The organism is Hyphomicrobiales bacterium (assembly GCA_039973685.1).
GTDB lineage: Bacteria > Pseudomonadota > Alphaproteobacteria > Rhizobiales > JACESI01 > JACESI01.
This window is the reverse complement of the sequence record JBDWKL010000021.1, coordinates 76,708-103,262: the sequence shown is the minus strand read 5'-3', so window position 1 is coordinate 103,262 and position 26,555 is coordinate 76,708. Positions and strand designations below refer to the sequence as shown.

26 protein-coding genes are annotated in these 26,555 nt (G+C 49.0%); 17 read left to right on the top strand and 9 right to left on the bottom strand.

Annotated features, from left to right (window positions below; all coding sequences use genetic code 11):
* On the bottom strand, window positions 1-324 hold a 324-nt coding region (locus ABJO30_07265), incomplete at its 3' end, for a 2-hydroxyacid dehydrogenase (protein ID MEP3232611.1).
* Between the two features lie 166 nt (window positions 325-490).
* Between ABJO30_07265 and ABJO30_07260 the strand changes: the two genes are divergently transcribed.
* Window positions 491-1,312 (top strand): PHB depolymerase family esterase, encoded by an 822-nt coding sequence (locus tag ABJO30_07260; protein MEP3232610.1) that lies wholly within the window; start codon window positions 491-493, stop codon window positions 1,310-1,312.
* An 11-nt stretch (window positions 1,313-1,323) separates the two neighbouring features.
* Here ABJO30_07260 and ABJO30_07255 read toward each other — a convergent pair whose 3' ends face one another.
* From ABJO30_07255 to ABJO30_07245, 3 genes are all read right to left on the bottom strand, one after another.
* Window positions 1,324-2,334: a cytochrome d ubiquinol oxidase subunit II gene (locus tag ABJO30_07255; protein ID MEP3232609.1), complete on the bottom strand. Its 1,011-nt coding sequence runs from the start codon at window positions 2,332-2,334 to the stop codon at window positions 1,324-1,326.
* 13 nt (window positions 2,335-2,347) lie between these two features.
* The gene (locus ABJO30_07250; GenBank protein ID MEP3232608.1) at window positions 2,348-3,727 is read right to left on the bottom strand and encodes a cytochrome ubiquinol oxidase subunit I; all 1,380 of its coding nucleotides are present in this window, start codon (window positions 3,725-3,727) and stop codon (window positions 2,348-2,350) included.
* A 92-nt stretch (window positions 3,728-3,819) separates the two neighbouring features.
* Entirely contained in the window at window positions 3,820-4,374 is a 555-nt protein-coding gene (locus ABJO30_07245) for a GbsR/MarR family transcriptional regulator (GenBank protein MEP3232607.1), read from the bottom strand.
* A 138-nt stretch (window positions 4,375-4,512) separates the two neighbouring features.
* Here ABJO30_07245 and ABJO30_07240 point away from each other — a divergent pair, with 138 nt between their 5' ends.
* Complete coding sequence (locus ABJO30_07240) at window positions 4,513-5,388, top strand: EamA family transporter (protein MEP3232606.1); 876 nt, start codon at window positions 4,513-4,515, stop codon at window positions 5,386-5,388.
* Here the strand turns inward: ABJO30_07240 and ABJO30_07235 are convergent.
* The gene (locus tag ABJO30_07235) at window positions 5,385-6,542 is read right to left on the bottom strand and encodes an iron-containing alcohol dehydrogenase (GenBank protein ID MEP3232605.1); all 1,158 of its coding nucleotides are present in this window, start codon (window positions 6,540-6,542) and stop codon (window positions 5,385-5,387) included. The two genes, ABJO30_07240 and ABJO30_07235, sit on opposite strands and share 4 nt — an antisense overlap.
* Before the next feature lie 274 nt (window positions 6,543-6,816).
* Between ABJO30_07235 and ABJO30_07230 the strand changes: the two genes are divergently transcribed.
* The 5 genes from ABJO30_07230 (at window position 6,817) to ABJO30_07210 (ending at window position 12,782) form a co-directional block, all read left to right on the top strand.
* Window positions 6,817-7,734: a DMT family transporter gene (locus ABJO30_07230; protein MEP3232604.1), complete on the top strand. Its 918-nt coding sequence runs from the start codon at window positions 6,817-6,819 to the stop codon at window positions 7,732-7,734.
* A gap of 29 nt (window positions 7,735-7,763) precedes the next feature.
* Complete coding sequence (locus tag ABJO30_07225; protein MEP3232603.1) at window positions 7,764-8,531, top strand: SDR family oxidoreductase; 768 nt, start codon at window positions 7,764-7,766, stop codon at window positions 8,529-8,531.
* An 86-nt stretch (window positions 8,532-8,617) separates the two neighbouring features.
* Window positions 8,618-9,079, top strand: coding sequence for a (2Fe-2S)-binding protein (locus ABJO30_07220; protein MEP3232602.1), 462 nt, complete (start codon window positions 8,618-8,620; stop codon window positions 9,077-9,079).
* 2 nt (window positions 9,080-9,081) lie between these two features.
* Window positions 9,082-11,388: a molybdopterin cofactor-binding domain-containing protein gene (locus ABJO30_07215; protein MEP3232601.1), complete on the top strand. Its 2,307-nt coding sequence runs from the start codon at window positions 9,082-9,084 to the stop codon at window positions 11,386-11,388.
* 56 nt (window positions 11,389-11,444) lie between these two features.
* The gene (locus tag ABJO30_07210) at window positions 11,445-12,782 is read left to right on the top strand and encodes an 8-oxoguanine deaminase (GenBank protein ID MEP3232600.1); all 1,338 of its coding nucleotides are present in this window, start codon (window positions 11,445-11,447) and stop codon (window positions 12,780-12,782) included.
* On the opposite strand, the gene ABJO30_07205 is transcribed toward ABJO30_07210, so the two are convergent.
* On the bottom strand, window positions 12,766-13,005 hold the full coding sequence (locus tag ABJO30_07205; GenBank protein MEP3232599.1) for a peptidoglycan-binding domain-containing protein: 240 nt from the start codon (window positions 13,003-13,005) through the stop codon (window positions 12,766-12,768). The two genes, ABJO30_07210 and ABJO30_07205, sit on opposite strands and share 17 nt — an antisense overlap.
* Window positions 13,006-13,168: 163 nt before the next feature.
* Here ABJO30_07205 and ABJO30_07200 point away from each other — a divergent pair, with 163 nt between their 5' ends.
* The 9 genes from ABJO30_07200 (at window position 13,169) to ABJO30_07160 (ending at window position 21,772) form a co-directional block, all read left to right on the top strand.
* Window positions 13,169-13,945, top strand: a complete 777-nt coding sequence (locus ABJO30_07200; protein ID MEP3232598.1) for a creatininase family protein — start codon at window positions 13,169-13,171, stop codon at window positions 13,943-13,945.
* 21 nt (window positions 13,946-13,966) lie between these two features.
* Window positions 13,967-15,148 (top strand): amidase, encoded by a 1,182-nt coding sequence (locus tag ABJO30_07195; protein MEP3232597.1) that lies wholly within the window; start codon window positions 13,967-13,969, stop codon window positions 15,146-15,148.
* Window positions 15,149-15,151: 3 nt separating this feature from the next.
* Window positions 15,152-16,057, top strand: a complete 906-nt coding sequence (locus ABJO30_07190; GenBank protein ID MEP3232596.1) for a LysR family transcriptional regulator — start codon at window positions 15,152-15,154, stop codon at window positions 16,055-16,057.
* Entirely contained in the window at window positions 16,051-16,731 is a 681-nt protein-coding gene (locus tag ABJO30_07185) for a DUF1007 family protein (protein MEP3232595.1), read from the top strand. The genes ABJO30_07190 and ABJO30_07185 overlap by 7 nt, the downstream gene beginning before the upstream one ends.
* Window positions 16,728-17,810: a nickel/cobalt transporter gene (locus tag ABJO30_07180; protein ID MEP3232594.1), complete on the top strand. Its 1,083-nt coding sequence runs from the start codon at window positions 16,728-16,730 to the stop codon at window positions 17,808-17,810. Before ABJO30_07185 ends, ABJO30_07180 begins: the two co-directional genes overlap by 4 nt.
* 150 nt (window positions 17,811-17,960) lie before the next feature.
* Entirely contained in the window at window positions 17,961-19,025 is a 1,065-nt protein-coding gene (gene hemH, locus ABJO30_07175) for a ferrochelatase (protein MEP3232593.1), read from the top strand.
* A 227-nt stretch (window positions 19,026-19,252) separates the two neighbouring features.
* Window positions 19,253-20,239, top strand: coding sequence for an SPFH domain-containing protein (locus tag ABJO30_07170; GenBank protein ID MEP3232592.1), 987 nt, complete (start codon window positions 19,253-19,255; stop codon window positions 20,237-20,239).
* Between the two features lie 9 nt (window positions 20,240-20,248).
* A complete protein-coding gene (locus tag ABJO30_07165) occupies window positions 20,249-20,689 on the top strand; it encodes an NfeD family protein (protein MEP3232591.1) in 441 nt (146 codons plus the stop codon).
* Window positions 20,690-21,148: 459 nt separating this feature from the next.
* Window positions 21,149-21,772, top strand: coding sequence for an SH3 domain-containing protein (locus ABJO30_07160; GenBank protein MEP3232590.1), 624 nt, complete (start codon window positions 21,149-21,151; stop codon window positions 21,770-21,772).
* A gap of 90 nt (window positions 21,773-21,862) precedes the next feature.
* Here ABJO30_07160 and ABJO30_07155 read toward each other — a convergent pair whose 3' ends face one another.
* The 3 genes from ABJO30_07155 to ABJO30_07145 all read right to left on the bottom strand — a co-directional run bounded on the left by ABJO30_07155 (window position 21,863) and on the right by ABJO30_07145 (window position 24,704).
* Window positions 21,863-22,723, bottom strand: coding sequence for a flagellar motor protein MotB (locus ABJO30_07155; protein ID MEP3232589.1), 861 nt, complete (start codon window positions 22,721-22,723; stop codon window positions 21,863-21,865).
* Between the two features lie 30 nt (window positions 22,724-22,753).
* Window positions 22,754-23,527 (bottom strand): MotA/TolQ/ExbB proton channel family protein, encoded by a 774-nt coding sequence (locus ABJO30_07150; protein MEP3232588.1) that lies wholly within the window; start codon window positions 23,525-23,527, stop codon window positions 22,754-22,756.
* A 187-nt stretch (window positions 23,528-23,714) separates the two neighbouring features.
* A complete protein-coding gene (locus ABJO30_07145) occupies window positions 23,715-24,704 on the bottom strand; it encodes a KpsF/GutQ family sugar-phosphate isomerase (GenBank protein ID MEP3232587.1) in 990 nt (329 codons plus the stop codon).
* 176 nt (window positions 24,705-24,880) lie between these two features.
* Here ABJO30_07145 and ABJO30_07140 point away from each other — a divergent pair, with 176 nt between their 5' ends.
* Entirely contained in the window at window positions 24,881-26,470 is a 1,590-nt protein-coding gene (locus ABJO30_07140; GenBank protein ID MEP3232586.1) for an outer membrane beta-barrel protein, read from the top strand.
* The last annotated feature ends 85 nt before the right edge of the window (window positions 26,471-26,555 follow it).

The following is a 26,555-nucleotide window of genomic DNA, read 5'->3' as shown; positions in this document are numbered from 1 at the left end:
GGCGGTGTCGGCCACTTCCTCGGTCAACACATCAGGCGTATTCGTCACGATGATACCGTTTGCTGCGGCATAAGAAGTTTCAACACTATCATATCCCACGCCAAAATTTGCGACCAATTTGAGGTTAGGGAATTTTGCCATAAGTGCGCCATCACATCTAACGCTAACAGTGGTCGTGATGATCGTGACGTCTTCCTTCACGCTTGCATCAAGCGCCTCTGTTTCTTCGCGGCTAAAAGTGCGATGAACAGTGCCGAGTTGGGCAAGCTGATTGTCTTGATCTTCTGGAAGAGGGCACAGCATCAAGATTGTTGGTTGGGTCATGTTTGGCTCTGGCAATGAATGTTGGACGTTGCAGTATAGGCAAGGGGCCTTTGATTACCAGAGGCAATATTGAGGCGTTAACGTACTGCTCGCAAAGTTCTTATTTGTAAGCGAGTGGCTAGCGCTTTATTGATGGGTCATTATTCGCGAACCCGAGCCTTTTGTTATGAAGTTAAACACCTTTACCGCTCTCATGCTTTCTGTTGCAAGCTCCCTTTTCGCCTTCAATGGCAATGCGACGGACAATCAACAATCAGGGTGCGATGCGGCTGGTGAATGCACACTAGAAAGTGGACGTTCGTATCAAGTGCAGCTTCCAGATCAATGGAGTGGCAAAGATAAAATGCCGCTGCTTATTCATTTTCATGGCTGGGGCCGCACGGGTAAGAATGTGGCGAACAATAAAAAGGTTGCGGGTGCTGCCAAAGAGACAGGGGTGATCTTGTTAGCGCCTAATGGGCTGGGGAAATCTTGGTCGTTTTGGAATACACCGTCGCGGGATGTGCCGTTTGTTGAAGCGATGATTGAGGACGCTGCCAAGCGTTTTCCAATTGATCGTGAGCGCATTTATGTATCTGGCTTTTCTTATGGCGCTGCAATGGCATGGCGGTTGGCGTGTGAGCGTGGCGCGGAGTTTGCTGGCTTCTTGACGATAGCCGGAACGCTTTGGAACTTGGAAGAATTAGAAAGTTGTGCCTCACCGATCACTCTGCGCCATGTTCATGGATTAAAAGACACGGTGATGGATTTGCCTGTCGGACAAGATGGCAATCCGCTTCATTCGGTTTACCCTTGGGTGCAACTTGCTGGCTGCCGAGAGGCTCCTGATCAAACAAAACAAGTTGCCACTTTCAACCAAAGTGTTTGGACGGGCTGCACGACACAGCACGATATTGAATTAGAATTGCACAACGGCGGCCACGTCATTCCTAAAGAGTGGATGAAACGCCAGCTTGAGCGATTGCAAAAAGAACATGAGGCAAGCTAGAGCCTGCCCCATCAATCGTATCGAAGCGTGCGTGCTTTTCCACCGAAGACCGTATAGGCGAAGATCGAATACCCGATGATTACAGGGATTACCACCAAGCCTCCAACCAGAATAATGATCAAGCTTTCAGGCGCTGCGGCGGCCTCATAGATTGTCAGCTTTTCTGGTACGACGAAGGGGTAGAACGAATAGGCAAGACCTGCAAAGCCCATCACGAATATTCCCGCCGTTAAAATAAGCGGCGCCCATGCATAGTGATCGTTTTTAAACGGCATGTGTTTCAGCAAAAAGAACAACACCACAAACAATGCACCTGTTGCCACGGGGAGCGGGGCAAGGATGAGAAGTTCTGGAAATGAGAACCATTTATCAAATATGCGCGGGCTTACCAAAGGTGTGGCAAGGGACACAGCGCCCATGCCGGAGATTGTCACCATCAAGGTTTTTTGCGCCCAACTGACAGCGCGTTGTTGAAGTTCGCCTTCCATTTTCAAAATCAACCAGCAAGCACCAACTAAGATGTAGGCCGCTGTGAGACAAAGTGCGATGAGGCAACTGAAGAGAATGTTCTGAGCGCTCCATTCAAGGCCCATGATGTAAAAGCCCAGCATAAAGCCTTGAGTTAAAGCTGTGATCAGTGAGCCGAGAAAGAAGAGGCGGTTCCAGTGTTTCTTTTGCACGTGCCCGACCTTTGCACGAAATTCGAAAGCAACGCCGCGCATAATGAGGCCAAAGAGCATCAGTGCAACGGGAAGGTAGAGAGCCGTCAAAATCGCACCATGCGCGATGGGAAAAGCCACAAGCAACAAGCCGATGGCAAGCACCAGCCATGTCTCATTGGCATCCCAAAACGGGCCGATGGATGAGATCATCTTGTCCTTGTCCGCATCATCTACTTGCGAAACCAACATGCCGACACCAAGGTCGAACCCGTCGAGCACCACATAGATGAGGATGGATAAACCCATCAGCCCTGCAAAGACGATAGGAAGCCAGATAGTTGGATCACCAAAAAGGGTCATCATGGGGTTTCTCCTATTCAGCCGGTACGATGGCGGGTTTATAATTTGGGTGCGGGTCAGCGGGAAGTGGGCGGATTGGGCCTGAACGTCCTGCTTTTCTCGCGATGAAAAGAAGTGTCAGCACATAAGCCAAAGTGAGCGCTGCATAGATTACGAGGTAGGCAATCAATGTGGTGAGTACCATGCCGCTTGAAACATCTGACACGGCATCTTTTGTCGCAAGCACACCGCTTACCAACCAAGGCTGGCGACCAATCTCGGTGGTGTACCAACCTGCAAGCGTTGCAAGCCAGCCTGAAAACGTCATGGCGACAAAGGCGCGCGCTGTCCAAGGGCCAATCTCTCCCTTACGCCAAAACAAGAAGGCTGCAAACCATGATAGCGCCAGCATGGCAAAGCCAGTGCCGACCATGATGCGGAAAGCCCAAAAGACCTGCAGGACAGGTGGGTGCAGGACAGTTCCATCGGCTGCGACATAATCATTAAGGCCCGGCACCACGCCTTCAACGTCATGCTTTAAAATCAAGCTCGCCCCGTTTGGCACTTTGAGCGCGAAGTCGTTGGTGCGGGTATCTTTGTTTGGCACGGCAAAGAGTAGCAGGGGTACATTGCCGCCCGTTTCCCAATTTCCTTCCATGGCGGCCACTTTTTGCGGCTGATGTTCCAGCGTGTTGAGGCCGTGTAAATCTCCGGCGAAAATTTGCAACGGGATCAGCACTGCGGCGATCACGGTGCCTGTCTTCAAAGCCGCACGAACAGACGCAGTACGGTCATTGCGGAGCAAGCGATAAGCTGAAATTCCGGTAATGACGAACGCGACTGTAAGGCCTGACGATAGCAACACATGGATAAGGCGGTAGGGCATAGATGGGTTGAAGATGATCGCCCACCAATCTGTTGCAAAGGCTACACCGTCGCGTATTTCAAACCCTGTGGGCGTGTGCATCCAAGAATTAAGCACAATAATCCAAAAGGCAGACATGGTGGTACCGAAGGCGACAAGGAATGTTGCGAGCGTATGTACACGGTTGGATACGCGGCGATAACCAAACAGCATGATGCCCAGAAAGACGGCTTCTAAGAAAAACGCCGTCATCACCTCATAGGCAAGCAAGGGTCCTGCAATATTACCAACGCGTTCCATGAAACCTGGCCAGTTGGTGCCGAACTGAAAACTCATGGTAATGCCAGACACCACGCCAAGCGCAAAGGTTAGGGCGAAGACTTTGACCCAGAAGAAATAAGCTTCCATCCACTTTTCATTTTTTGAACGGATATAGGCTGCTTTAAAAAAGAGAAGCACCCAACCAAGCGCTATGGTGATGGTGGGAAAGAGAATGTGGAACGAAATATTCGCCCCAAATTGGATGCGTGACAGAAGGAGAGTGTCCATGTGCAGATCCTTTTTGATGAGAGCGTCTGGTCTGATGGTGGTGAACCATCAGACCAGAGCAGGCGCAAAGTCAGGGGGGGAGGGGCTTTGCGCTATTTCTTTTTGCCGCCTGGAATAAGAGTTACCTTATCTTTAAAGGCGAGCACTTTTTGAACTTTGGAACCAAGGCTTAAAAGCCCAATAAGCTGTTCCGTTTCCAACTTGTTGACCTCATCATACCAACCGGTTAGTTGCTCAATGAGATCGTGCATTTCTTGCATGCGGTTTTGAGCGTAGGTGTCGCCATCGTTGGACGTTTCTTCCAGCAAGGCCTCACGAAGCATGGTGAGTGTCGGATCAATTTCCCGCTTCTTTCGTTCTTCAGAAAGCGTGCGAACAATTTCCCAAATATCATCAGGCGTCGTAAAATAATCGCGACGATCACCTTGCAAATGCTTCAGCCTCACAAGGTTCCAAGCTTGAAGTTCTTTCAGGCCCATTGATACATTGGAGCGGGAGACGCCAAGCATTTCCACAATGTCTTCCGCGTTTAACGGATCAGCCGACACAAATAAGCAAGCATAGATTTGCCCAACGGTGCGGTTGATACCCCAACGTGATCCCATCTCACCAAAGTGTAGGACAAATTTTTGGACCAGCGGTGTCATGTTCGTAAGTTCCGTTATTTCAGTAATTTCTGAAATTAAAGTAATAACGAAAATGACTAAAGTCAAGCAGGTCGTAATCAAGGCATTGATGAGGCGCGGTTTTGGTGTAGGGGTGTTGGGTTGATGAAGGATTAGAATATGTCGAAGCTGACGCCGGTTGAAATTTTGATGGGCATTGCTGTCCCCTTGATTTGGGGTATGGGATTTGTGATTGCCAAAGGCGCGATTGAACACTTTCCGCCCATCTTGTTGATGGCGCTTCGTTTTGCACTGACGGCTGTCATTTTGGTTTTCTTTGTCAAAACTCCCAAGAGTAATTTGCGCGCGTTGTTCCTGATTGCAATTGTTGCCGCCGCCATTCAATACAGTTTGACCTTCACTGGCTTGAAAGGATTAGAGGCAGGAATTGCCGCTTTGGTGGTTCAGCTTGAAGTGCCGTTCTTGGTTCTTCTTGGTGTGTTCTTACTTCGTGAAAAACCCCAGATGCGCAAATGGTTCGGCATCATCATCGCCTTTTGTGGTGTGGCGATCATGACCCAGCAAGACGAATTTAGCGGCAGTGTAACCTCTATGCTTCTGGTTGTCGGTGGCGCGTTTTCGTGGGCGCTGGGGCAGGTGATGATCAGAAGGTTGAAAGATATTGATGGGCTGCAAGTAACCGCATGGATCGCCGTTTTTGCGTTTCCGCAATTGCTGGTGATGTCGTTTCTGTTTGAGGAAGGACAAGTTGAAGCCCTTCAAGGTGCAGCACCGATCGTTTGGTGGGCTGTGGTCTACTTGGGTGTCGTGATGACAGCCTTGGGATATTATTTTTGGAACACACTGATTAGGCGGCATGATGTTGGCAAGGTCGCACCATTCTTACTTTTGCTGCCTGTTTTCTCGGTGATAGGTGGGGTTCTGTTTTTAAATGAACTGCCCACGCTGACAAAGCTCGCTGGCGGCGCAATCATCTTATTTGGCGTCGCGATCATTTTGTTTGCGCCTGAACGAAAGAAAACGAAGAGCGCTTAGTAAGCAGCTTTATAAATATGCAGGGCGTCCGCCTCAGTTACATCTCGTGGATTATTCACTAAGAGGCGAGTTTGGTTCATCGCGTCTTTTGCAAGCATCGGCAGGCTGTCTTCTGTCACTTCAACTTCGCGCAGTGATTGTGGCAAGCCGCATCGCTTAGATAGGCCAGCCATTTCTTCTGCAAAGGCTGCTGCTCCTTCTTGGCTTTCCAAGCCTTCTAAATCAGGAAAGGCGAAAGGGGCAATTTCTGCGTATGGGGTAGGGGCGGTTACCGCATTAAAGCGCAGCACATGCGGCAAGACTAAAGCGTTTGAAAGACCATGTGGGATTTTATAATGACCACCAAGTGGATAGGCGAGAGCATGAACTGCTGCAACGGGTGAATTGGCAAAGGCTTGCCCTGCTAGCATGGAGCCTAACAACATGTCACCGCGTGCTTTAACATTGTGGCCTTCGTGGACTGCAATCTCCAGCGATGCGCCCATCAAGCTTAAGGCCTGTTTGGCAAGGTTGCGAGAAATTGGATTGTTGTTTGCACTCTTAGAAGCATAAGCTTCAATGGCATGAACCATCGCATCAATGCCTGTTGCAGCTGTAATGTGTGCTGGCAGCCCGATGGTGAGGTCAGGATCAAGCAAGGCAATATCAGGAATGATGACGGGGGAGACAACGCCCATCTTTTCGTTCGTGCCAGTGGTGATGATAGAAATAGGCGTTACTTCTGACCCAGTGCCAGAAGTGGTTGGGATCAAGAGAAGAGGCAGTCTGCCACCTGTAACATTGCCAATGCCGTAAATGTCTTTGAGATTTTGTGCGCCTCTTGCAAGAACGGCGACAAGTTTTGCCACATCAAGGGAAGAACCACCGCCGAACCCGATTATCCCCGTCGCGCCATAATCAAGGGCAAAGTCCGTTGCTGCAAGCACGATCTCTTCCGGCGGATCTGCTTTTACATCTGTATAAATAACATGCTCAACTTGTGCAGAGTTGAGTGCTTCGATGACCCGATCAACCAAACCAGTCGCCATCATGCCAGGGTCAGTGATAACCACAACGCGCTCCCCAAGCGCTGTTTGGCTCATCTCGCCAAGATCGCTTAAAATGCCACTCCCAAAGCGAATGCTCGCTGATGTGTTAAATGTGAACGGTGTCATTTGATGAGCTCCCAATGGCTGCAATCTCACCCGAGATTATAGGCTAATTGCAGATATTTCCTAGCGATGATCGGGATGAATCGGCGCTAAACAAGATAAGTTTATGAGTATATAAACCTGATTGGTCTTGAATGAGCTTTGCGATTGCCACCACATCAAAGTTCCCCGTCGGTTAAATGGTCTCAGTTGTTGCTGTTTATTGGGCGCAAGAAACAGGTGGTCTTTCGTTGATTTTTACGCCAATGCTAGGCGTTCAGATTAAACGGAAATCCATATGAGCGATCACACCATCACGAAAACCATGTCGCCGCTTGTTTGGGGCATGCTTATTATCTTGTCGGTGCTTTGGGGCGGGTCGTTCTTTTTCCAAGGTGTGGCGGTACAAGAGCTGCCCACATTCACTGTCGTGGTGGCGCGGGTTGGGCTTGCCGCCGTTGTGCTTTGGCTAATGTTGCCGCTTTTGAAGGTGCAAATGCCAATGACAGGAAGCGCTTGGAAAGCCTTCTTTGGCATGGCAATTTTAAACAACGTCGTTCCCTTCACCCTGATTGTGTGGGGGCAGTCTCATATTGCATCAGGGCTTGCGTCAATCTTCAACAGTATGATGCCCGTTTTTACGATTATTATCGCGCATTTTTTGACTGCTGACGAAAAGATGACGCCGCTTAAAGTAATAGGCGTGGTGCTTGGCCTTATTGGTGTTGTGGTCTTGATTGGTGGTGATGCGTTGGACGGACTGGGCGTTAATTTATTCGCACAACTCGCCATTTTGGGTGCTGGTGTCTCCTACGGTTTTGCTGGTATTTGGGGCCGACGGTTTAGCAAGATGGGGATCAAGCCGATGGCGTCTGCGACGGGGCAGGTGACGGCGTCTACCCTTTTGCTGTTTCCCGTTATGTTGTTGGTTGATCAACCGTGGACACTTGCCCTGCCATCTCAATTCACCGTGCTTTCTCTTATTGCCCTTGCCGTATTTTCAACGGCGATTGCTTATGTGCTTGTGTTCAACATTATCGCGCGCGCGGGTGCGACCAATCTTTCGTTGGTGACGTTTTTAATTCCACCAAGTGCTATTTTGTTGGGAATTTGGTTCTTAAATGAGAGCCTGGAAACCAAGCATATTATTGGCATGGGCTTCATTGGTTTAGCGCTCGTCGTGATTGACGGACGGTTGTTAAATCGGGCTAAGTAACAACCAAATTTTATTTTGAGGTAAGACAGATGAAAACAGCTTTGGTCACTGGTGCCGCGCGCGGTATTGGTTTGGCGACAACGCAATTGCTTTTGGGCAAAGGTTGGCGTGTTGCAATGGTTGATATTGACGGCGATGAGCTGGCACTCGCCTCTGAAGGTTTTGCAGATGTTGTGCCGATTGTGACGGATGTTTCTGACCCTGATCAGGTGGCAACACTTGCTGGGCAAATTTCAGAAAAACTTGGCACGCTTCATGCGCTCGTTAATAATGCAGGCGTTGCAGACTTTGGCCCTATTCAAGAAACCAGTTTTGAACGTTGGCGGCGGGTTATGGCGACCAATTTAGATGGTCCGTTTTTGATGGTGCAAGCCATGACGGATTTGCTTGTTAAAGGCGCGAAGGAAGCGGGTAAAGAGGGGGCAGCGATTGTGAACATTGCCTCCATCTCTGGCCTTCGAGCAAGCACATTGCGGGTTGCTTACGGCACCTCAAAAGCGGCGGTCATTCAACTTACCCTGCAACAAGCAGCAGAGCTTGGCGAGCTTGGCATCAGGGCGAACGCGGTGGCACCCGGCCCGGTTGATACGAAACTTGCGCTTGCTGTTCATACCCCTGAAATTCGCGCGGCGTATCACGATGCCTTGCCATTAAACCGCTATGGTAGCGAACAAGAAATTGCGCAGGCGATTTGTTTTCTATGTTCCCCAGAGGCAAGTTATATTACAGGCCAAACGCTGGCTGCTGATGGCGGGTTTGAGGCTGTTGGCATTGGATTGCCTGCCTTAAGGACTTAATAATATTGGTTCATTTTTGGGGTGGTAAAACCCTGCTAAACGATTACATGTCGCTCTAACAATGAACGGTTGGGATGACGAAAGCCATGAAGCTTACAGTCAACAAAGTTGAGCACGAAATTGATGTGAACCCTGAGATGCCTCTTTTGTGGGTATTGCGGGATGTCATCGGTTTGACGGGCACTAAGTTTGGATGCGGCATCGCTGCGTGTGGTGCCTGCACTGTTCACCTTGACGGTAAGCCTATTCGTTCTTGCGTGACACCCGTTGGCGATGTTGAAGGTGCGGTCACCACGATTGAAGGCATGGGTACGCCCGCCTCTTTAGGTATGGTGCAAAAGGCTTGGTTGAAACACCAAGTTGCTCAATGTGGTTATTGCCAGTCCGGTCAAATTATGAGCGCATCGGCATTGCTGGAAGAAAACCCAGAACCAACAGATGCAGATATCGATGAAGCAATGTCAGGCAACCTATGTCGCTGCGCCACCTATCCCCGTATTCGTGCCGCTATTCACGAAGCCTCTAAAATGCTGAAAGAGGATGCGTGATTATGGCGAAGCAGGATACTAAGGACGTTGAAGATCAAAAGCCGAAAAAGAAACGCAGCCTAACGCGCCGTGTCTTTATGCTTGGATCAATGGCCGTTGCAGGTGGCGTGGCCTTCGGCGCTTATCACTATAAGAAGCCGCTTAAAAATCCGCTTCACGATTCAGATGATGAAATCACGCTTAATCCATATTTGTTCATAACGGCTGCGGGCGTCAAAGTTATCGCCCCGCGCGCTGAAATGGGGCAGGGCGTTCACACCACGTTGGCGGCGATGGTGGCTGAAGAATTGGATGTTGCTTGGGATGATGTTGAGGTGATCCACGGGCCAGCCAGTTCCACCTATTACAATGAAGAAGTTTTGAAACTCGGTCTTCCGTTTGCTGAATATTCGCAAAGCGCGGTGAAGAATGTTGTTTCAGGCGCAACGGATGTTGCGAGTAAAATTTTGGGCCAACAAATTACGGGTGGTTCGACGACCACTCGTGATGGCTTTATGAAAATGCGGCAAGCAGGTGCGGCGGCCCGTCTCGCCATCATGGAAGCTGCAGCCTATGAATTTGATGTGCCTGCAAGCGAACTTAAAACCAGCAATGGGGAAGTGATCGCGCCCAATGGCAGCAGGCTTAAATATCAAGATTTAGCGCTTGATGCATCCGCGATAAAGGTTGAGCAAAATCCGCCTTTGAAAGATCCATCCCAGTGGCGCTATCTCGGCAAAGCCATGCCGCGCAAAGATATGGTTGGCAAAGTTACGGGAACAGCTGAATTCGGCATTGATGTCAAACAAGATGACATGCTGTTTGCAACCGTGCGGATCAATCCAAAGCTCGGCGGCAAGATGTTATCCTTCGATGGGTCAAAAGCAGCGGCGATGAAGGGCGTTGAGAAAATCGTCGATTTATGGGACGGGATTGGCGTCATAGCTGACAATACATGGACCGCCTTCCAAGCAGCCGAAGCGGTAGAAATTGAGTGGGGCGATGCGCCTTACCCTTCGGACAATGATGGCATTTATGCCGAGATTGAAAAAGCATTTGATGCGAAGCCTAATTCGGTTCTACGCAATGATGGCACTATTGATGAGGCATTAGCTGCTGCACCAGATGTGATTGAAGCAAGCTACCGCGTTCCTTATCTCGCCCATACTCCTATGGAGCCGATGAATGCGACTGCTTTACTCAAAGACGGTGAGCTTGATGTATGGGTTGGAAACCAAGCCCCAACAGTTATTCAAGAACACGTGGCAAAAGCTGTTGGCTTGAGCATTGAAAACGTTCGCGTTCACACGCCCTATCTTGGTGGTGGTTTTGGACGTAAGCCAGAATATGACAGCGCTGTGCAAGCCGCAAAATTGGCTAAGGCCATGCCAGGGCGTGCCATCAAGATGACATGGACACGGGAAGAAGATGTCCGCCATGATTTTTATCGTCCAGCAAGCCTCGCCCGCATGAAGGGTCTGGTTAGCGAGGATGGACCGAGCGCGTTGAAACTCGATATTGCCGCGCCGTCTGTTTATCGAAGCCAAGCAAAACGGGTGTTGGGTATTGCACCGCCAGGTCCAGATAAGTTGTTGGTTGAAGGAGCTTTCGATCAGCCTTACGGCATTCCCAATTTCCAAGTGAACGGTTATTTATCTGAGGTGGATGTGCCCGTTGGTTCTTGGCGCTCGGTTGGTAATTCTTATAATTCCTTTTTCCTTGAAAGCTTCCTTGATGAGTTGGCTGCTGCGAAACGGTTAGACCCATTGGCGATGCGCCTGAAACTTATGCAAGACGTTGATAAATCTTCTTTTGATACATTGCGTGCGGTCGGCGATATTGCAGGCTGGGGTGCGCCAACAGGTGCGGGCCGTGGTCGGGGTGATGGCTTTGGGCGCGGTGTTGCGTTTTGTTATTCCTTTGGTTCTCCAACGGCGCAGATTATTGATGTGAGCCAGACAGAAGACGGTGTCAAAATCGACAAAGTTTGGTGTGCGATTGATGTGGGCACCGCGTTTGATCCAAGCATCATTGAGGCGCAGGTGACATCCGCCATTTTATATGGCTTGAGTGCCGCGATTTATGGCGACATTACCTTTGAAGACGGCGAAGTGGTTGAAGGTAATTTTGACGAATATGACGCGCTCCGCATCGGTAATGCACCGCCAGTGGAAGTGAAAATCTTGCAATCAACTGGCCATATTGGCGGTGTCGGTGAACCAGGTGTGCCGCCTTCCATGCCGGCTCTTGCTAATGCGGTTTATGATTTGCTTGGAAAACGCGAAAGAGTTTTACCTCTTGGAAAAAGCGTAGACTTTGTCACCGTTTAAGGTGAAATTGCCAAGAGCTTGCAGCAAAATTTAGCATTGAAAGTTTGGGATAGTTGATGAGAACTTGGATTAAACAACCGCTGGCGATTTTGGCTGATGATGCACAAGACGGTATCGTCGTTGAAGGTAGCCGCATTGTTGAACTCGTGGCGTCTGGTGTCACACCTGAAGTTGATCAAGTAATGGACGCCTCACGCCATGTGGTGATACCGGGCTTGATCAATACCCATCACCATTTTTTCCAAACCATGACCCGTGCCCATCCAAGCGCAATCAACAAAGAGCTGTTTCCTTGGTTGGTGTCGCTCTATCCAATTTGGACCCGCAATGTAAATCCAGAATCGTTCCGCCTTGCAACACGGCTTGCTTTGACCGAACTGATGATGTCGGGCGCCACATGTGCGTCAGATCACCATTATCTTTATCCCGCTGGCATTGAAGATGCGATGGATGTGCAGGCGGAAGAAGCAGCGAAACTTGGCATCCGCATGACGCTTACCCGTGGTTCGATGAACCTGAGCGAGAAGGATGGTGGCTTGCCGCCTGATGGGGCTGTTCAAGATACGGATACAATTTTGGCAGACAGCGAGCGGGTGCTGCAAAAGTACCATGACCGCTCTGACGGCGCGATGTTGCAAGTGGCCCTTGCGCCGTGTTCTCCCTTCACCAACACCAAGGACTTGATGGTTGAAAGCATGAATTTGGCGCATAAATATGATTGCTGCTGCCATACCCATCTGGGTGAAACCTATGATGAAGATGCTTTCTGTCTTGAAAAATATGGCCACCGCCCCGTCGACTATTTGGAAGATGTGGGCTGGATGAACGAGCGGGTTTGGCTGGCCCACGGTATTCATTTCAATGATGATGAAATTAAGCGGCTTGGCAAAGCAAAAGTTGGCGTGTGCCATTGCCCAAGTTCGAACATGACGCTTGCCTCTGGTCAATGCCGGACCCAAGAGATGGAAAAAGCAGGTGTGCGCGTTGGGCTTGGTGTAGACGGATCAGCGTCTAACGATAATTCCAATTTGATGGAAAGCTTACGCCACGCCTTGATGATCAACCGCCTGACATATGATGCAGAAAGCGTGACGCATTTGGATGCTTATCGCTGGGCGACAGAAGGATCTGCTGCCTGTTTGAACCGCACTGATATTGGTAAGATCGCGGTTGGCAAACAGGCTGACCTTGCGTTTTACACGCTTGATGAGTTGCGCTTTTCTGGTGCTCACGATCCACTTGCAGCGCTTGTATTATGCGGCGCCCATTCAGCAGACCGTGTGATGGTTGCTGGCAAGTGGACCGTGGAAGATGGCATGCCCGTTGGTGTTGATGTTGCACGTCTACGCGCAGAACACGGTGAGGCCGCCAAGCAATTTATCGATACCTTGTAGCCAGAAGTTTGTAGCCGTTGCTATCATCAAATCGGTTCCATGTTTTGGAGCCGACAACGCCGTCAGCGTCGATTTGTTGGCCAAGTTGATAAATTTTGACCGCGAGTTCTGTCGCAGGCCCAAAATTGCCGTCTGGTTTAATTGGAATGTATTCACGCTTTAAGCGTTCTTGAAGTTCTCGAACACTCTCACCATTGTCGCCGCGTCTTAAAATTTTATCCAATGTTTTTACTCCCCAACTGTAACATGAATGCCGTTGAGTTTGGGGTATTGAGAAGCAGCGGTTGCAAATTTGTATTTATCCCCGCATCTGTTAGATCATGGGGGTGAAGGCTGACTTTTTGAAAAGGTGCTCTATGCCGCGACCAAAGCGAAGATGGCAGGATATGAAGACAGGTGACTTCGCCGTGTCGGATGTCTCCAGTTGGATTGCCGTTTTGCCAGTGGCAGCGATTGAACAGCATGGACCGCACCTGCCGCTCGGCACAGACACGGTGATTGGCGAAGGGTTGATTGATGCGGCCCTTAACGTGATGCCAAGCGAGTTGCCCGTCACTGTTTTGCCCACGCAGACGATCGGCAAATCAAATGAGCATATTTCCTCAACCGGTACGCTGACGTTTGATTGGCAAACGGCCATTAAAGCTTGGATCGAAATTGGTGAGAGCTTGCATCGCGCGGGCATTCAAAAAATGATCATCATCAATTCTCACGGCGGCAATGCTGCTTTGATTGATATTGTTGCTGTAGAGTTACGCGTGCGCTTTGACATGTTGGTGGTGGCGACGAGCTGGACGAAGTTTGGAGAGCCTGACGGTCTGTTCTCAGACCATGAAAAAACCTATGGCATTCATGGCGGCGACATTGAAACCTCATTGATGCTTGCCTTGCGGCCTGATCTTGTTGATATGGATGAAGCGAAAGATTTTCATTCTTCACAACTTGATTTGATGGAAGAGTTTTCCTACTTGCGAGCACATGGTCCGGTTTCGTTTGGCTGGAAAGCGCAAGACTTGAATGTTGAAGGAACGGTCGGCGATGCGTCGATTGCAACCTCGCAAAAAGGCGACAAGCTGATCGCCCATCAAGCAGCGGGTTTTGTCGCCCTATGTGATGATGTTAATCGGTTCAATGTGTCCCGACTTTGGAAGGACCAAGGTTGAGGGCCTAACAGGAGTTTTAAGATGAAAGATCACGTCAATGCCTTCATGGATCATCCCGACGTTCCTGTTGCTAATGCTGAAAGTGGCCCGCTTGCTGGACTAACCCTTGCGGTCAAAGACATCTATGATGTCGCCGGATATAAAACAGGGTGTGGGTCGCCGGTTAAAATGGCTGAAGCAGAGCCTGCGTTGAAGACGGCCCCTTCGGTTCAAAAGCTATTGGACGCAGGCGCTCGCTTTGTTGGTAAGACGACCACCGAAGAACTCGCCTTCAGCCTCAACGGTGACAATGTCCATTATCCGCAGCCGATAAATTCTGCAGCCCCTGATCGCCTCACAGGTGGATCGTCTAGCGGTTCTATTGCTGCTGTTGCAGGTGGTTTGGTTGATATTGCAACAGGGTCAGATACGGGCGGTTCTGTGCGGGCGCCTGCCAGCTATTGCGGGCTAATTGGCCTTCGCGCTACTCATGGCCGTCTTTCGCTTGAAAACACCATGCCGCTTGCTGAGAGCTTCGATACCTTTGGGTGGTTCACACCCAATGCGGAGCTCTATCAACGTGTGAGCGATGTCATGCTTGATGGTGATGAACCAACCTTTAAACCCAAACGGGTGCTTGTTGCAGAAGATTGCCTCACCCTTTTAATGGGCATTGATGAAGCTCGTGCGCTTGATCCCGCAATCAATCATGTAACTGAATTTGCTAGCACAGATGATGTGTCGCTTGCTGGTGGTGATATGGAGAGCTGGTATTGGACCTTCCGTCGGTGCCAAGCCTATGAGGCATGGCAGGCGCATGGTGATTGGATTACAAAGTGTAATCCTGAACTTGGTCCTGGTGTGCGGGAGCGTTTTGATTATTCATCGAAAATCACCACCGAAGAATTTAATCAGGGAACAGCGGAACGGGCGGCTATCACACGTCATGTGGAAGAACTGCTTGGTGATGATGGTGTGTTGGTTTTACCAACCGTGCCAAGCGTTGCGCCTTTGAAGAAGATTGATTTTTCAACACTGGATAGTTTCAGAAACCGCGCCTTGATGTTGCTTTGCACGTCAGGCCTCACAGGTTTGCCGCAAATCACATTGCCAATGGCAACCCTTCACGATGCGCCGATGGGGCTTAGTTTGATTGGACCGCGTGGGACAGACAGGCAGCTCACACAAGTCGCGCTTGAGATGTTCGCGTCTTTTAAAGGTTAGTTGATGGACACTTTAACCCGAATGCGGACGTTTTTGCAGGTGGCCGATGCTGGTGGATTTACGGCGGCTGCCAAAACGGCTGGGCGCTCGAAAGCGCTTGTCTCGAAATATGTGAGTGAGCTTGAAGATGAGCTTGGCGTGCGTTTGTTAAACCGGACGACGCGGCAGATCTCATTGACGGAGGCGGGTGAGCATTATTATCGCGATTCACAAGATATTTTGGGTCGTATCGATGATTTGATGGTGCAGGTGCAAGACACCAACGCTGCTCCACGTGGACGATTAAAAGTGAGCCTACCGCGCACGATGGGTGATGGTTCTGTGGGGAATGCGCTGGTTGAGTTTGCTAAAGCTTATCCAGATGTGGAATTATCTGTGTCGCTGGATGATCGATTTGTAAACTTAGTTGAGGATGGTTTTGATGTGGCCATTCGCGTTGCCAACTTGGAAGATTCAAGCCTCATTGCCCGCAAGATTGGTACCTTTCAAGTGATCACCTGTGCTGCTCCAGATGTCTTGGCTGCGCACGGAAAACCACAGGTTCCTCAAGATCTTAGCGATAAGCCCTGCATTATTGATTTCAATATGAGGCCGCGCAATACATGGTCGTTTTTGGATGACGGTGAAAAAATAAACGTGTCGGTTAAAAGCCGTATAGAGATCAATTCACCCAATGCGGTGCGCGCTGCTGCACTCGCTGGTCTTGGTTTTGCCCGAATTCCGCGTATATTTATCAACAGTGATTTGGAAAAAGGGCATCTTGTTGAGGTTTTAGAAGGATTTGTGGAGGAAGATCGCACGGTACACGTGGTCTATCCCCATCGTCGTCACCTACCAAACAAGACGCGCGTGTTCGTTGATTTTATCGCGGATTGGTTCGCGCATAATGAGGTAAAGCTGGGATGCTGAATTTGTTTCGTTCGATCATGTTGTTAGCTTTAATCGCTGCGGGCATTCATTCTGCCGCAGCTCACCCGCATGTTTGGATTAAAGCCAAAGCTGATCTGATTTTTGACGCGAATAACAATTTTACTGCCATCCGCCACAAATGGGAATTTGACGAGGGCTTTGCCGCTTTTGCAACCCAAGGCTTGGACGTGAATGGTGACGGTAAATATAGCCGCGAGGAACTTGCCGAACTTGCGCAGGTTAATGTCGAATCTGTTGCTGACTTTGAATATTTTACTTTTGTTCAAATGGGCGCTGCGGACCCGAAGTATGGCAAGCCGAAAGATTATTGGCTTGAGTACGAAGAAGGTTTGCTGACCTTGTTTTATACCTTGCCAATGGCTGAACCTGTAAAGCCTGACCCAAAAACTGGTTTCAAGGACCTCACCATTGAAGTGTTTGATGCAACATTTTTTGTGGCGGTGGAATTTGAAAAAGAAAAAGCAGTCGCACTTTTCGGCCCTAATGACGAAGCATCAGATTGCTCGGCGGATTTGACGCGACCACTAGAAATTGATCCAATTAAAAGCCAACTTTTGTCAGAAATTGGTCCAGATGAATCTGTGCCAGAAAATTTCGATTGGCAAGAAGGCGAACTTTCCAACACAATCAGAGTTAATTGCCCAACCTCATGATATCAAATCGTTTTGTTTATAGCCTTACGCTCGTTTGCCTTACATTATTTTTGTTCTTCAGTCTCAATGAAGGCGGCATCGCGCAACAAAAATCTCCCTTCGGTGTAACCGCACCGCAGGCACCAACGCCAGTGGGCGGTGGGTTCCTTCGCGAGAATTTAAGCTGGGTCTATGAGCAGCAGGCTGCTTTTTATAAGAGGCTAACTGGTATTGTGAAAGATGCCAAAGAAGACGGTAGTGCCGTTTGGTTGCTGATGGGTTTCAGTTTTTTATACGGCATATTTCACGCAGCCGGTCCCGGTCACGGCAAGGTGGTGATCTCTTCTTATGTGCTGGCCAATGAACAGAGCGCTAAGCGAGGCATGATCATCTCATTCCTTGCGGCTTTTATGCAGGGGCTTGTGGCGGTTGTGCTTATTGGCGCAGCTGTCTTTGTATTCAACCTGACGAGTTTTGCGATCACTGAGGCAACCCATTGGTTTGAACGCGCAAGTTATGCGCTCATCGCACTACTTGGTGTTTATCTGTTGTGGCAAAAAGGGGTGCAGCCGTATTTGAAGTCGAAAACGGTACTGGTCACCAATGTTGGGCCGATTGTCCATGAAGATGATTGTCACCACCATGAAGCACATGCCCATCATCACCATGATCATGCACACAGTCATAATCATGATCACCATGGCCACGACCATCATCACGACCACGATCATGAATGTGGTTGTGGCGGTCATGCGGTTGATCCGAGCACCATGCAAGCCCCATTATCCTTGCGCTCTGCTTGGGCAGCCATTGTGTCTGTTGGCTTGCGACCTTGTTCTGGCGCTTTGATTGTTTTGGTGTTCGCGTCCGCTCAAGGTTTGTTCTTGGTTGGTGTCGCATCTACCTTTGCGATGGCGCTTGGAACAGCGATTACAGTGACAACTTTGGCGACGATTGCGCTGTGGGCTAAAGGGCTTGCAACACGCTATCTCACCATTAGCGGTTCATCTGGCTGGATGTTTAAGTCTGTCGAATTACTTGGTGCTAGTTTAGTGTTTTTGCTTGGTGCTACGCTTTTAGCGGCCTCTTTTCAGGGCTAAATTCGAGCGGTTTGCGTTTTTTCAAATAAAGTTGTCTCAGAATATGGCGCGGCGCACCTAAAATAAGCACTCTTGCGTGTGAAAGCACTGGCGGTTGTTTAGAATAGCTCTATATTGCGCTTAAATACCCATCAAGCAAAGTTTGAGCCTATGACCACTTCCGCATCTCAATCGCGATCTTCTACCGATGCTCTGCCGTCAGACCACAAAGACGTAAAGTTTGGTCGCACGGGTGTGTTGCTTGTTAATTTGGGAACACCTGATGCGACCGACTATTGGTCTATGCGTCGCTATCTCAAAGAGTTCTTGTCCGATCGTCGTGTTATTGAAGTGCCACGCCTTATTTGGTGGCCTTTGTTGAACGGTATCATTTTGACAACGCGGCCTAAGAAGTCGGGCGCAGCCTATGACGAAATTTGGAATAAAGAACTAGACGAATCCCCGCTGCGCACTATCACACGTTCACAGTTCGAGAACTTGAAAGAGCGCATGGGAGAGGGCCATCCAGATTTGGTCTTTGATTGGGCCATGCGCTATGGCAACCCATCTATCCATTCTCGTCTTGATTATCTGAGAGAGCAGGGTTGCGATCGTATTGTTGTTGTGCCGCTCTATCCGCAATATGCAGCCGCAACCACTGCGACGGTGAATGACAAAGTTTTCGAATATTTGATGAAGCAACGCTGGCAACCAGCAGTTAGGACTGCGGCCCCTTATGGCGATGATCCAGCCTACATCAAAGCGGTTTGTGAGAGCTTGAAAGAAGGCATCGCCAATCTGGATTTTGAACCTGATTTGGTTTTAGCATCCTTCCACGGCGTTCCTTTGTCCTATCTTCAAAAAGGTGATCCGTATCATTGCCAATGCCACAAGACCGCGCGATTGATGCGTGAATATTTGGGTTGGGGCGCTGATGGTGAGAAACTCAAAATCACCTTCCAATCTCGATTTGGTAAGGAAGAATGGTTGCAGCCTTATACCGATGAAACGGTGAAACAACTTGCAAGAGATGGCGTTAAAAAGCTCGCCATTATTGCACCGGGCTTTTCGGCTGATTGTGTTGAAACGCTGGAAGAGCTTTCAGGCGAAGCAGGTGAATTCTTCGAAGAAAATGGTGGCGAGAAATTTGCTGTCATTCCTTGCCTCAACGATAGTGACTACGGCATGGATGTGATTGAAAACCTTGTGCGGCGCGAGTTGGCTGGCTGGATTTAGTCACACCTGACCCAACCTAATCGAATTTAATTAAGGCGCATTGAGCGCCTTTTTTGTGGAGCGATGCGCCGATGCCGTCGTTACCATCTGTATTGGCGGATTGTTGCTTTATCATCCTAACAAGCGAATCAATTTTTATTTGTAAGTGCCTCAAAATACAATTCTAGGTATTGTAAATAAAAATTTTGTTACTACATGTATAGTATTGAAAATTAAAGGGGATGTTGATGTTTTTAAATGTTCAGCCATTAGATGTTGTTTTAATATTTTTAGCTTTTTTACTTCTTATTGTTGTTCTGTCTGCGGTTAAAACTGTTCCGCAAGGTATGAACTACACGATTGAGCGGTTTGGGCGCTACACTAGGACTTTGGGGCCTGGTTTAAGTATTCTCGTGCCGTTTATTGATCGTGTTGGCGACAAGCTGAACATGATGGAACAGGTGCTTGATGTGCCAAGCCAAGAGGTAATTACCCGTGATAATGCGACGGTTGAAGCCAATGGCGTTACGTTTTACCAAATTCAAAATGCGGCGGCTGCCACCTATGAAGTGAACAATCTAGAGCTTGCCATTTTAAACCTCACCATGACGAACCTTCGTACCGTGATGGGCTCTATGGATCTTGATGAGCTTTTGTCTAATCGTGATGAGATTAACGCCCGGCTTTTGACTGTGGTGGATACAGCGGCTCAACCTTGGGGTGTTAAGATCACCCGTATCGAGATTAAAGATATCAATCCGCCGCGTGACCTTGTGGAAGCGATGGGCCGCCAGATGAAGGCTGAACGTGAAAAGCGTGCGTCTATTCTTGAAGCCGAAGGATTACGTCAGTCTGAAATTTTGAAAGCTGAAGGCGAAAAGCAAGGCCTGATCTTAGCAGCTGAGGGTCGTAAAGAAGCAGCCTTCCGTGACGCGGAAGCGCGTGAGCGTGAAGCGCAAGCTGAAGCGGCGGCAACAGCGTCTGTTTCAAAAGCGATTGCTGAGGGCGATGTGCAAGCGATCAACTATTTCGTGGCCAATAAATATGTTGGTGCTATCGAACAGCTTGCTACAGCGAAGAACCAGAAGGTTTTGATGTTGCCAATTGAAGCGACATCGTTGCTCGGTTCACTCTCAGGTATTGGTGAAATTGCGAAGGCTACTTTTGGCGATGACGGTGGTAACCCACCGCGTGGTTCCACTCGTCCAATGGTGCCACCTACAGGCCGCAGCTAGGAGGTATGCATGTTTGAAAAACTAATCGTTGAACTTGGCCCATGGTCTTGGTGGGTTGTTGGTTTTATCCTTTTAGCGCTTGAAATTGTCGTGCCTGGTGTTTTCTTTTTATGGCTCGGTTTTGCAGCGGTTATTACAGGTACAATCGCTCTTATTGCGCCTATGGGTTGGGCTGCTCAATTTGCCATCTTCGCTGGCTTGTCGCTTGTTCTGGCGATTGCTGGACGCAGGTTTTATGCTGGGAATTCGACACCAGAAGATAATGAAGGTCTTAATGAGCGGGGTCGCCAATTTATTGGTCAAACATTCACATTGGTCGATGATATGGTTGGCGGGCAGGGCCGCGTTAAAATTGGTGATACCTATTGGATTGTCAAAGGACAAGAGAACAAAACGGCGGGCAGTGAAGTGAACATTGTTGGCGTTGATAGTTCAGTCCTGAAAATATAAAAATCGGCTCTTAAGCTGATGTCTGCCTAAATTCTGGCCCCATTAATTGGAGTGGCCAGAATATAGGTTAGAATGTGGGTCAAAAAATCTACTAATTTTACGATGATCATAGGCCGCCAAATGACAATGTCATTTGGCTTTTCGCTGCTGGTGCTGAAGAATATACAGCTTGATCCTGAGTGATTTTTGAGTGACTGTTTCAATATATTAAAATTTTTTTTAAACAACATATTGGAACTTACAATGTTTCACCGGCTATTTACGCTATTTTTTCTCGCCATTATTTTGGCAATTTCTAGTTTTCAATCCGCGTCAGCGCAGGACAGGTTTCATGGTTATCTTATTGATAGCCACGCGCCGGTTGGTACGTCGTGGACCGTGGTCCAATCTACTCCGTTATGGGGCAACCCTTTTGAACAGGGGGCTCCACGAATTAATGCGATTCCAAGAGGCGCCGTGATGACCGCGACCAGTGGTTTTAGGAACACAGCGACGGGGATATATCTACAAGTCAATTATAATGGGGCGGTAGGTTGGATCGATGAACGGTTCATTCGTCAGGATTCAGGCAGGGTACCGAACCCGGTAACGAATGTCGCAAGCGGCATCAGTTATAATGTTATCAATGTGAATAATTGGGCGAGTTTGCGACAGGGAGACTCTGCGCAATCCCGTCGATTAGCGCGGGTTCCACGTGGGGCGATTGTTGTGACAACAGGCCAGCAAGTGCAAGCAGGTGGTTTGACGTGGTTGAGTGTTTCTTACAGTGGTATTCATGGCTGGATGCCTTCCAGATATCTCGGCAAGGCTGGTGTTTTGGTGCCGCAAAACAATCCACCAACGGCTGGTACGGGTGGAAATGGCGCTTACCCAACAGGGCAATATCGCATTGTGAACGTGAATAATTGGGCAAGCTTGCGCGCTTCTCCAAACCGCTCTGCAAGACGTCTTACCACAGTGCCGCGTGGCCATGTGGTCGAGTATTTTGGTGAACGCAGTAGAGGCGGTGGTGAACTTTGGCTTCGCGTTCAGCGTGGTGGTTTTTCTGGTTGGATGCCTGTTCAATATTTAGCGTTGAATTAGAAAACGAGATTGCGACATTAAAAAAGCCGCGTTGGAGAACCCAGCGCGGCTTTTTGTGTTCAAAGGCCAATTTAGATCATGCAGCTCAAACTACAGCCTGTGCTCTGGCGATACTGGCGGCTCTTCGTGCATCAATAAAATTTCGATACGGCGGTTTGCAGCCAAGAACGGATCATTCGGGAAGAGGGGTTCTGCGTCACCCTTGCCAACCACAGAGAAGATGCGATCTCGGCCAAGACCTGAGGCCATAAGGATTGCACGTGTTGAATTGGCGCGGTCAGCGGATAATTCCCATCCAGTATAGGTTGGATCAGTTGTAATGCTGCCAGCTGTCGTATGGCCTGTAATCTTCAAGCGATTTGGCATGCGACGTAGAACTGGGGCGGCAGCTTCCATAAGGCGACGTGTTGTTTCAAAGGGGCGCTTTGAACCTTCTGGGAACATCGAACGGCCGTCTTGGTCTACGAATGAAATGTTGAGACCATCTGGTGTTTCTTCAATGATCACGCTTTTTGACAGTTCAGAAATTTCCGGTAGATCTTGCCAAGCTTGACGCAATGATGCAGCCGCTGATGCAAATTGACGAGGCCGTGAAATGTCTGCTTTCTCAAATTCGTGAGTATTAGCTTCTGGTCCCTGCTTACGAGAATCGTCGTTTTTGACCGGTTCATAGTCAGCGTCGCGGTCTGTATCCAAGATTGCAATTTGTTTAAGCCAATCGCGGGTTGGGTTGCCATCAAGTTCTAAAACACCGTTCACGCGTTTGACTTCAACCACACCGAAAGCGTCTTTTAAAGAACCAGCCACAACTTGCAGCTTTTCTTTGTCTTGAATTGAAAATGATACGATAAGAACGAAGAAGCATACCAAGAGGGACATCAAGTCCGCAAAGGTCACCATCCATGCTGGTGCGCCTGCTTCTGGTTCTGGACATTTACATTTTTCAGCCATTGGTCAATCTCCTGAGAAGGAAACGATCGCTTAAGCGACCGCCTCTTCCATAAATGGCGCACGTTGTTTTTCTGGCAGATATGCAATGAGCATTTCTTTCATCACAGCTGGGCTCTTATTGGCGCGAAGCTGAAGGATGCCATCAATGATGAGCGATTGTCTCATGGAGTCTACCGCAAACTTTGCAGCCATTTTATCAGACATCGGAAGACAAATAAGGTTTGAGATGACCGCGCCATACATAGTTGTCAAAAGCGCAATCGCCATTGAGGGACCAATGGTTGCTGGATCATCCATTGTCGCCAACATCTGCACGAGACCAACCAGTGTACCGATCATACCAAAAGCAGGGGCCGCATCACCAAGCGCTTTAAAAACACGCTGACCTTCTTCAAGGCGTTCAAGACCAAGGTCACGTTCGCGCTCTAGGTTCTCTTTGATGAAATCAGCATCATAACCATCGGCCACAAACTGTGTGCCCTTCGCGAGCATATCATCTGTAATTTCTACGTTCTCGAGACCAAGTGGGCCTTCTTTACGCATCAACTCTGACATCTCTGTCAATTTCTCGATGATTTCTGCAGGTGGTGTTGCTTTATGGGTAAAAGCGATTTTACCGCCTAACGCAAAGGCACCCATAATACCTGAAAGAGGGAAGCGGATGAGTGTTGCGGCCATACCGCCACCAAACACGATGAGCACAGAAGGCACATCAACGAAGGTTCCAAGCTCGCCACCGACCAAAATCGCGGCGACAATAATGCCAAAACCAGCTAAAATTCCAATTAAAGTTGCTAAATCCATATCCCACCACCGGACGCTAAAATTACACTGTGGCCCTCTTTGGAGCCTTTCCCCATTGCTCATAAGCATACGAGAGGAAGCGTAAGATATCGCTAAACTATGCCTAAAATTTTAGACTATTGATGCAAGGTTTTGATAACCATGCTGTCGGAGTGTTTTTGTATGAATTTCAATTAGTTACGTGAAATCACGCAACGCCTATCCGCAGTAGGTCGTGAATGTGAATGATGCCTCTCGGCTTTTCGTCCTCAACCACAAACAGCGCGTTGATGCCACCGAAACCGGAATTATTCATGGTTTCAAGAGCCGTAACGGCGAGTTTTTCTGCGGTGGTGGTGATAGGATTTGGGGTCATTACATCGCCCGTGGCTTTGGAAAGTAAGTCTGTCCCCATGTGGCGGCGTAGATCTCCGTCCGTGATGACGCCTGCAAGTGCGCCCTTCGCGTTGGTGATGCCGAGGCAGCCGAACCCTTTTTCACTCATAGTGATGATCGCGTCGGCCATGCTGACAGTGTCTTTTGCCAACGGTAATGCATCGTCTTTGTGCATAATATCGCCAACGGTTTTAAGACGTGCGCCAAGCTGACCGCCTGGATGAAATGTGCCGTAATCGGTTGACGAGAACCCGCGTGCTTCCAAGAGGGAAATCGATAAAGCATCGCCAATTGCAAGCTGCATGGTGGTCGAGGTTGTTGGCGCTAGATTGTGCGGGCAGGCCTCTGCAGCTCTCGGCATAGTGAGACAAATGTCGGATTGTTCACCCAATGGACTTGCTTGCTTTGATGTGATTGCAATCAATGGAATGGCGAAACGGGCTTTGTAATTGAGGATCGAATGAAGCTCTGACGAACCTCCTGACCAAGAAAGCGCGATAATAATGTCTTCGTTTGTGATCATCCCCAAATCACCATGACCAGCTTCTGCGGCATGAAGGAAGAAAGCAGGGGTTCCTGTTGACGCTAGTGTCGCCGCTATTTTGGCGCCTACATGGCCACTTTTGCCAACGCCGGTCACAATCACACGGCCTTTCGCCTTCAAAATGCTTTGAACGGCCTCACGAAAAGGCTCGCTTAGGTCATTTTCCAGCGCGTTTATGAGCTCTAAAATGCCGCTTTTCTCGCTCAAAAGAGTTTTGATTGCCGAGGCTGTGATTGTATCTGGGTCAACATTTGTCATGGGGAGAGCTTCTAACACGCAAAGGCTTTAGAAAAATAGAGTAAAATTCCTTTATTTCTCAAGGTCAAAGATAGATATCGCAACCATTTGTTTACCATAAGAATTTACTTTCCCTTCAGACCTATTTTGAGCGGGTACTGATGAAAGCTTGCAAAACCATCTGGCGATTCCAGCCGATGAAACGGAATGTTGCGCAGACAAATGTTTGGCGTAAGCAGCTTCTTTGTGCCTCAACGGCGTTCATCGTTAGTATTTCAGCCAACCAAAGTGCCTATAGCCAATCGGCAACCATTGGCGGTTTGAACCCAGCGCTTTTGGGGACACAAGGTACAGCAGGCACAGCGGCTGGTTCTGTAAATGCTAATACGCAAAGCCAGAACACTGTGACCAACCAAGGCCAAGCGGATAATTCACGCATCCAAGGGTTTGGTCTTAATCAAGATCGCCAAGCTAACCAAGCCGCAGCCCAGCAATCTCAATTAGGTGGGCAACAGCAGGCTGCACAAAATGGCGCAAATACCTTCTTTCCAGGAACTGGGGTCGCAGTGACCAGCCAAGGAGCTGTTGGCCCTGTCGCGCCACAAGGCGTTGATCAGGCGACTGTCGGTTCTGTGGTGGCCCAGCAAGGCGGCGGTATCACAGCAGATCCAGCTCCGTTCGATCCAATAGGTATCCGCGCTGGACGTTTCATTCTGCGCCCGTCCCTTCAGACGGCTGTTGGTTATACAAGTAACAGCATTCAAGATACGGGTGGGTCTGGTTCTGTTTTTATTAGCAATCAGGCAGCCGTTGCGATTGAAACTGATTTGGCGCGTCATGCAGCTGGATTGCAAATTGACGCAAATGTTGATCATTTCGAAAGCGGTGAAGACTCCCTAGATATTGATATCAATATCAACGGTAACGTGCGCTATGATATTGATAATGACACGTCAGTTACTGGATTGTTGTCAGTTAATATCGGCGAAGATGATTTGAACGGGATCGCGGATGATCCGTTGGAAGGCACCGTGATTGGTACCCTTCAGCTTGATCATCGCCTGCGCCAATTTGACACCAGAACGCAAGTGCGTGGTAGCCGAAATATCAATGGATCGTTTACGGACGGTGCGGGAGTTTCGTTCAGTCAAGACGATCAAAACTCGTATTTGGTTGGGTTTAACTTCCGTGGCACTCTCCGTCGAGGCGGCACTTTTTCGCCGTTTGTTGAGGGCGATGTATCCCGCGAGTTTTTTGACGAAGGTGCAGGTGGCGTTGGTGAAGGACCAGATGTTACCGGACTCCGTGGCGTTATTGGTACAGAGATTGCGCGTGGCGATAAGCTCAATGGTGAGATCTCGATCGGGTATGGGCAAAACTACGTTGATACAGCAGGTATCGAAGATTTTGGCGGCATTATTGCTGAAGCAAATCTCGTTTGGTCGCCGCAACGCCTATCCACAATCACTTTCAACGCTGCAACCGCATTTGATGCGTTCCCCTCTGTCGCAACGCCTGGTGATACAACCTATAACTTCACGGTTTTGGGCACACGCCAAGTTAAAGAGAACTTAGAAGCCAGTGTTGGCGGCGGCGTGTTGGTGCAGGTTGATGGGGGACCAGGTGGAACTGACGTTACCTATTCAGCCAATGCAGGCGTTGCTTATTCTCTTAACCGAAATGTTGCGTTGACGGCAGATTACACCTTTGCCCGCGAGTTTTCAGCAGATGGTTTGGGTGACTTTACATCCAACAGCATAGCGGTTGGTTTGCGTCTTGAGCGCTAGGCTTTGCGGTCTGTTCCTACACTAATCGCCTATAACAAAATGATCGGTTGATATAGTGCTGCAAAGCAAGTATATCATTGCTCAA

Bases quoted from the DNA above. Each gene is read 5' to 3' on its own strand.
- ABJO30_07185 (MEP3232595.1), top strand. From the start codon at position 16,051: ATGCTGAATTTGTTTCGTTCGATCATGTTGTTAGCTTTAATCGCTGCG.
- ABJO30_07180 (MEP3232594.1), top strand. From the start codon at position 16,728: ATGATATCAAATCGTTTTGTTTATAGCCTTACGCTCGTTTGCCTTACA.
- ABJO30_07260 (MEP3232610.1), top strand. From the start codon at position 491: ATGAAGTTAAACACCTTTACCGCTCTCATGCTTTCTGTTGCAAGCTCC.
- ABJO30_07235 (MEP3232605.1), bottom strand. From the start codon at position 6,542: ATGACACCGTTCACATTTAACACATCAGCGAGCATTCGCTTTGGGAGT.
- ABJO30_07200 (MEP3232598.1), top strand. From the start codon at position 13,169: ATGAAGACAGGTGACTTCGCCGTGTCGGATGTCTCCAGTTGGATTGCC.
- ABJO30_07210 (MEP3232600.1), top strand. From the start codon at position 11,445: ATGAGAACTTGGATTAAACAACCGCTGGCGATTTTGGCTGATGATGCA.
- ABJO30_07165 (MEP3232591.1), top strand. From the start codon at position 20,249: ATGTTTGAAAAACTAATCGTTGAACTTGGCCCATGGTCTTGGTGGGTT.
- ABJO30_07190 (MEP3232596.1), top strand. From the start codon at position 15,152: ATGGACACTTTAACCCGAATGCGGACGTTTTTGCAGGTGGCCGATGCT.
- ABJO30_07160 (MEP3232590.1), top strand. From the start codon at position 21,149: ATGACCGCGACCAGTGGTTTTAGGAACACAGCGACGGGGATATATCTA.
- ABJO30_07220 (MEP3232602.1), top strand. From the start codon at position 8,618: ATGAAGCTTACAGTCAACAAAGTTGAGCACGAAATTGATGTGAACCCT.
- ABJO30_07215 (MEP3232601.1), top strand. From the start codon at position 9,082: ATGGCGAAGCAGGATACTAAGGACGTTGAAGATCAAAAGCCGAAAAAG.
- ABJO30_07225 (MEP3232603.1), top strand. From the start codon at position 7,764: ATGAAAACAGCTTTGGTCACTGGTGCCGCGCGCGGTATTGGTTTGGCG.
- ABJO30_07195 (MEP3232597.1), top strand. From the start codon at position 13,967: ATGAAAGATCACGTCAATGCCTTCATGGATCATCCCGACGTTCCTGTT.
- ABJO30_07255 (MEP3232609.1), bottom strand. From the start codon at position 2,334: ATGACCCTTTTTGGTGATCCAACTATCTGGCTTCCTATCGTCTTTGCA.
- ABJO30_07150 (MEP3232588.1), bottom strand. From the start codon at position 23,527: ATGGATTTAGCAACTTTAATTGGAATTTTAGCTGGTTTTGGCATTATT.
- ABJO30_07240 (MEP3232606.1), top strand. From the start codon at position 4,513: ATGTCGAAGCTGACGCCGGTTGAAATTTTGATGGGCATTGCTGTCCCC.
- ABJO30_07145 (MEP3232587.1), bottom strand. From the start codon at position 24,704: ATGACAAATGTTGACCCAGATACAATCACAGCCTCGGCAATCAAAACT.
- ABJO30_07250 (MEP3232608.1), bottom strand. From the start codon at position 3,727: ATGGACACTCTCCTTCTGTCACGCATCCAATTTGGGGCGAATATTTCG.
- ABJO30_07230 (MEP3232604.1), top strand. From the start codon at position 6,817: ATGAGCGATCACACCATCACGAAAACCATGTCGCCGCTTGTTTGGGGC.
- ABJO30_07245 (MEP3232607.1), bottom strand. From the start codon at position 4,374: ATGACACCGCTGGTCCAAAAATTTGTCCTACACTTTGGTGAGATGGGA.
- hemH (MEP3232593.1), top strand. From the start codon at position 17,961: ATGACCACTTCCGCATCTCAATCGCGATCTTCTACCGATGCTCTGCCG.
- ABJO30_07155 (MEP3232589.1), bottom strand. From the start codon at position 22,723: ATGGCTGAAAAATGTAAATGTCCAGAACCAGAAGCAGGCGCACCAGCA.
- ABJO30_07140 (MEP3232586.1), top strand. From the start codon at position 24,881: ATGAAACGGAATGTTGCGCAGACAAATGTTTGGCGTAAGCAGCTTCTT.
- ABJO30_07170 (MEP3232592.1), top strand. From the start codon at position 19,253: ATGTTTTTAAATGTTCAGCCATTAGATGTTGTTTTAATATTTTTAGCT.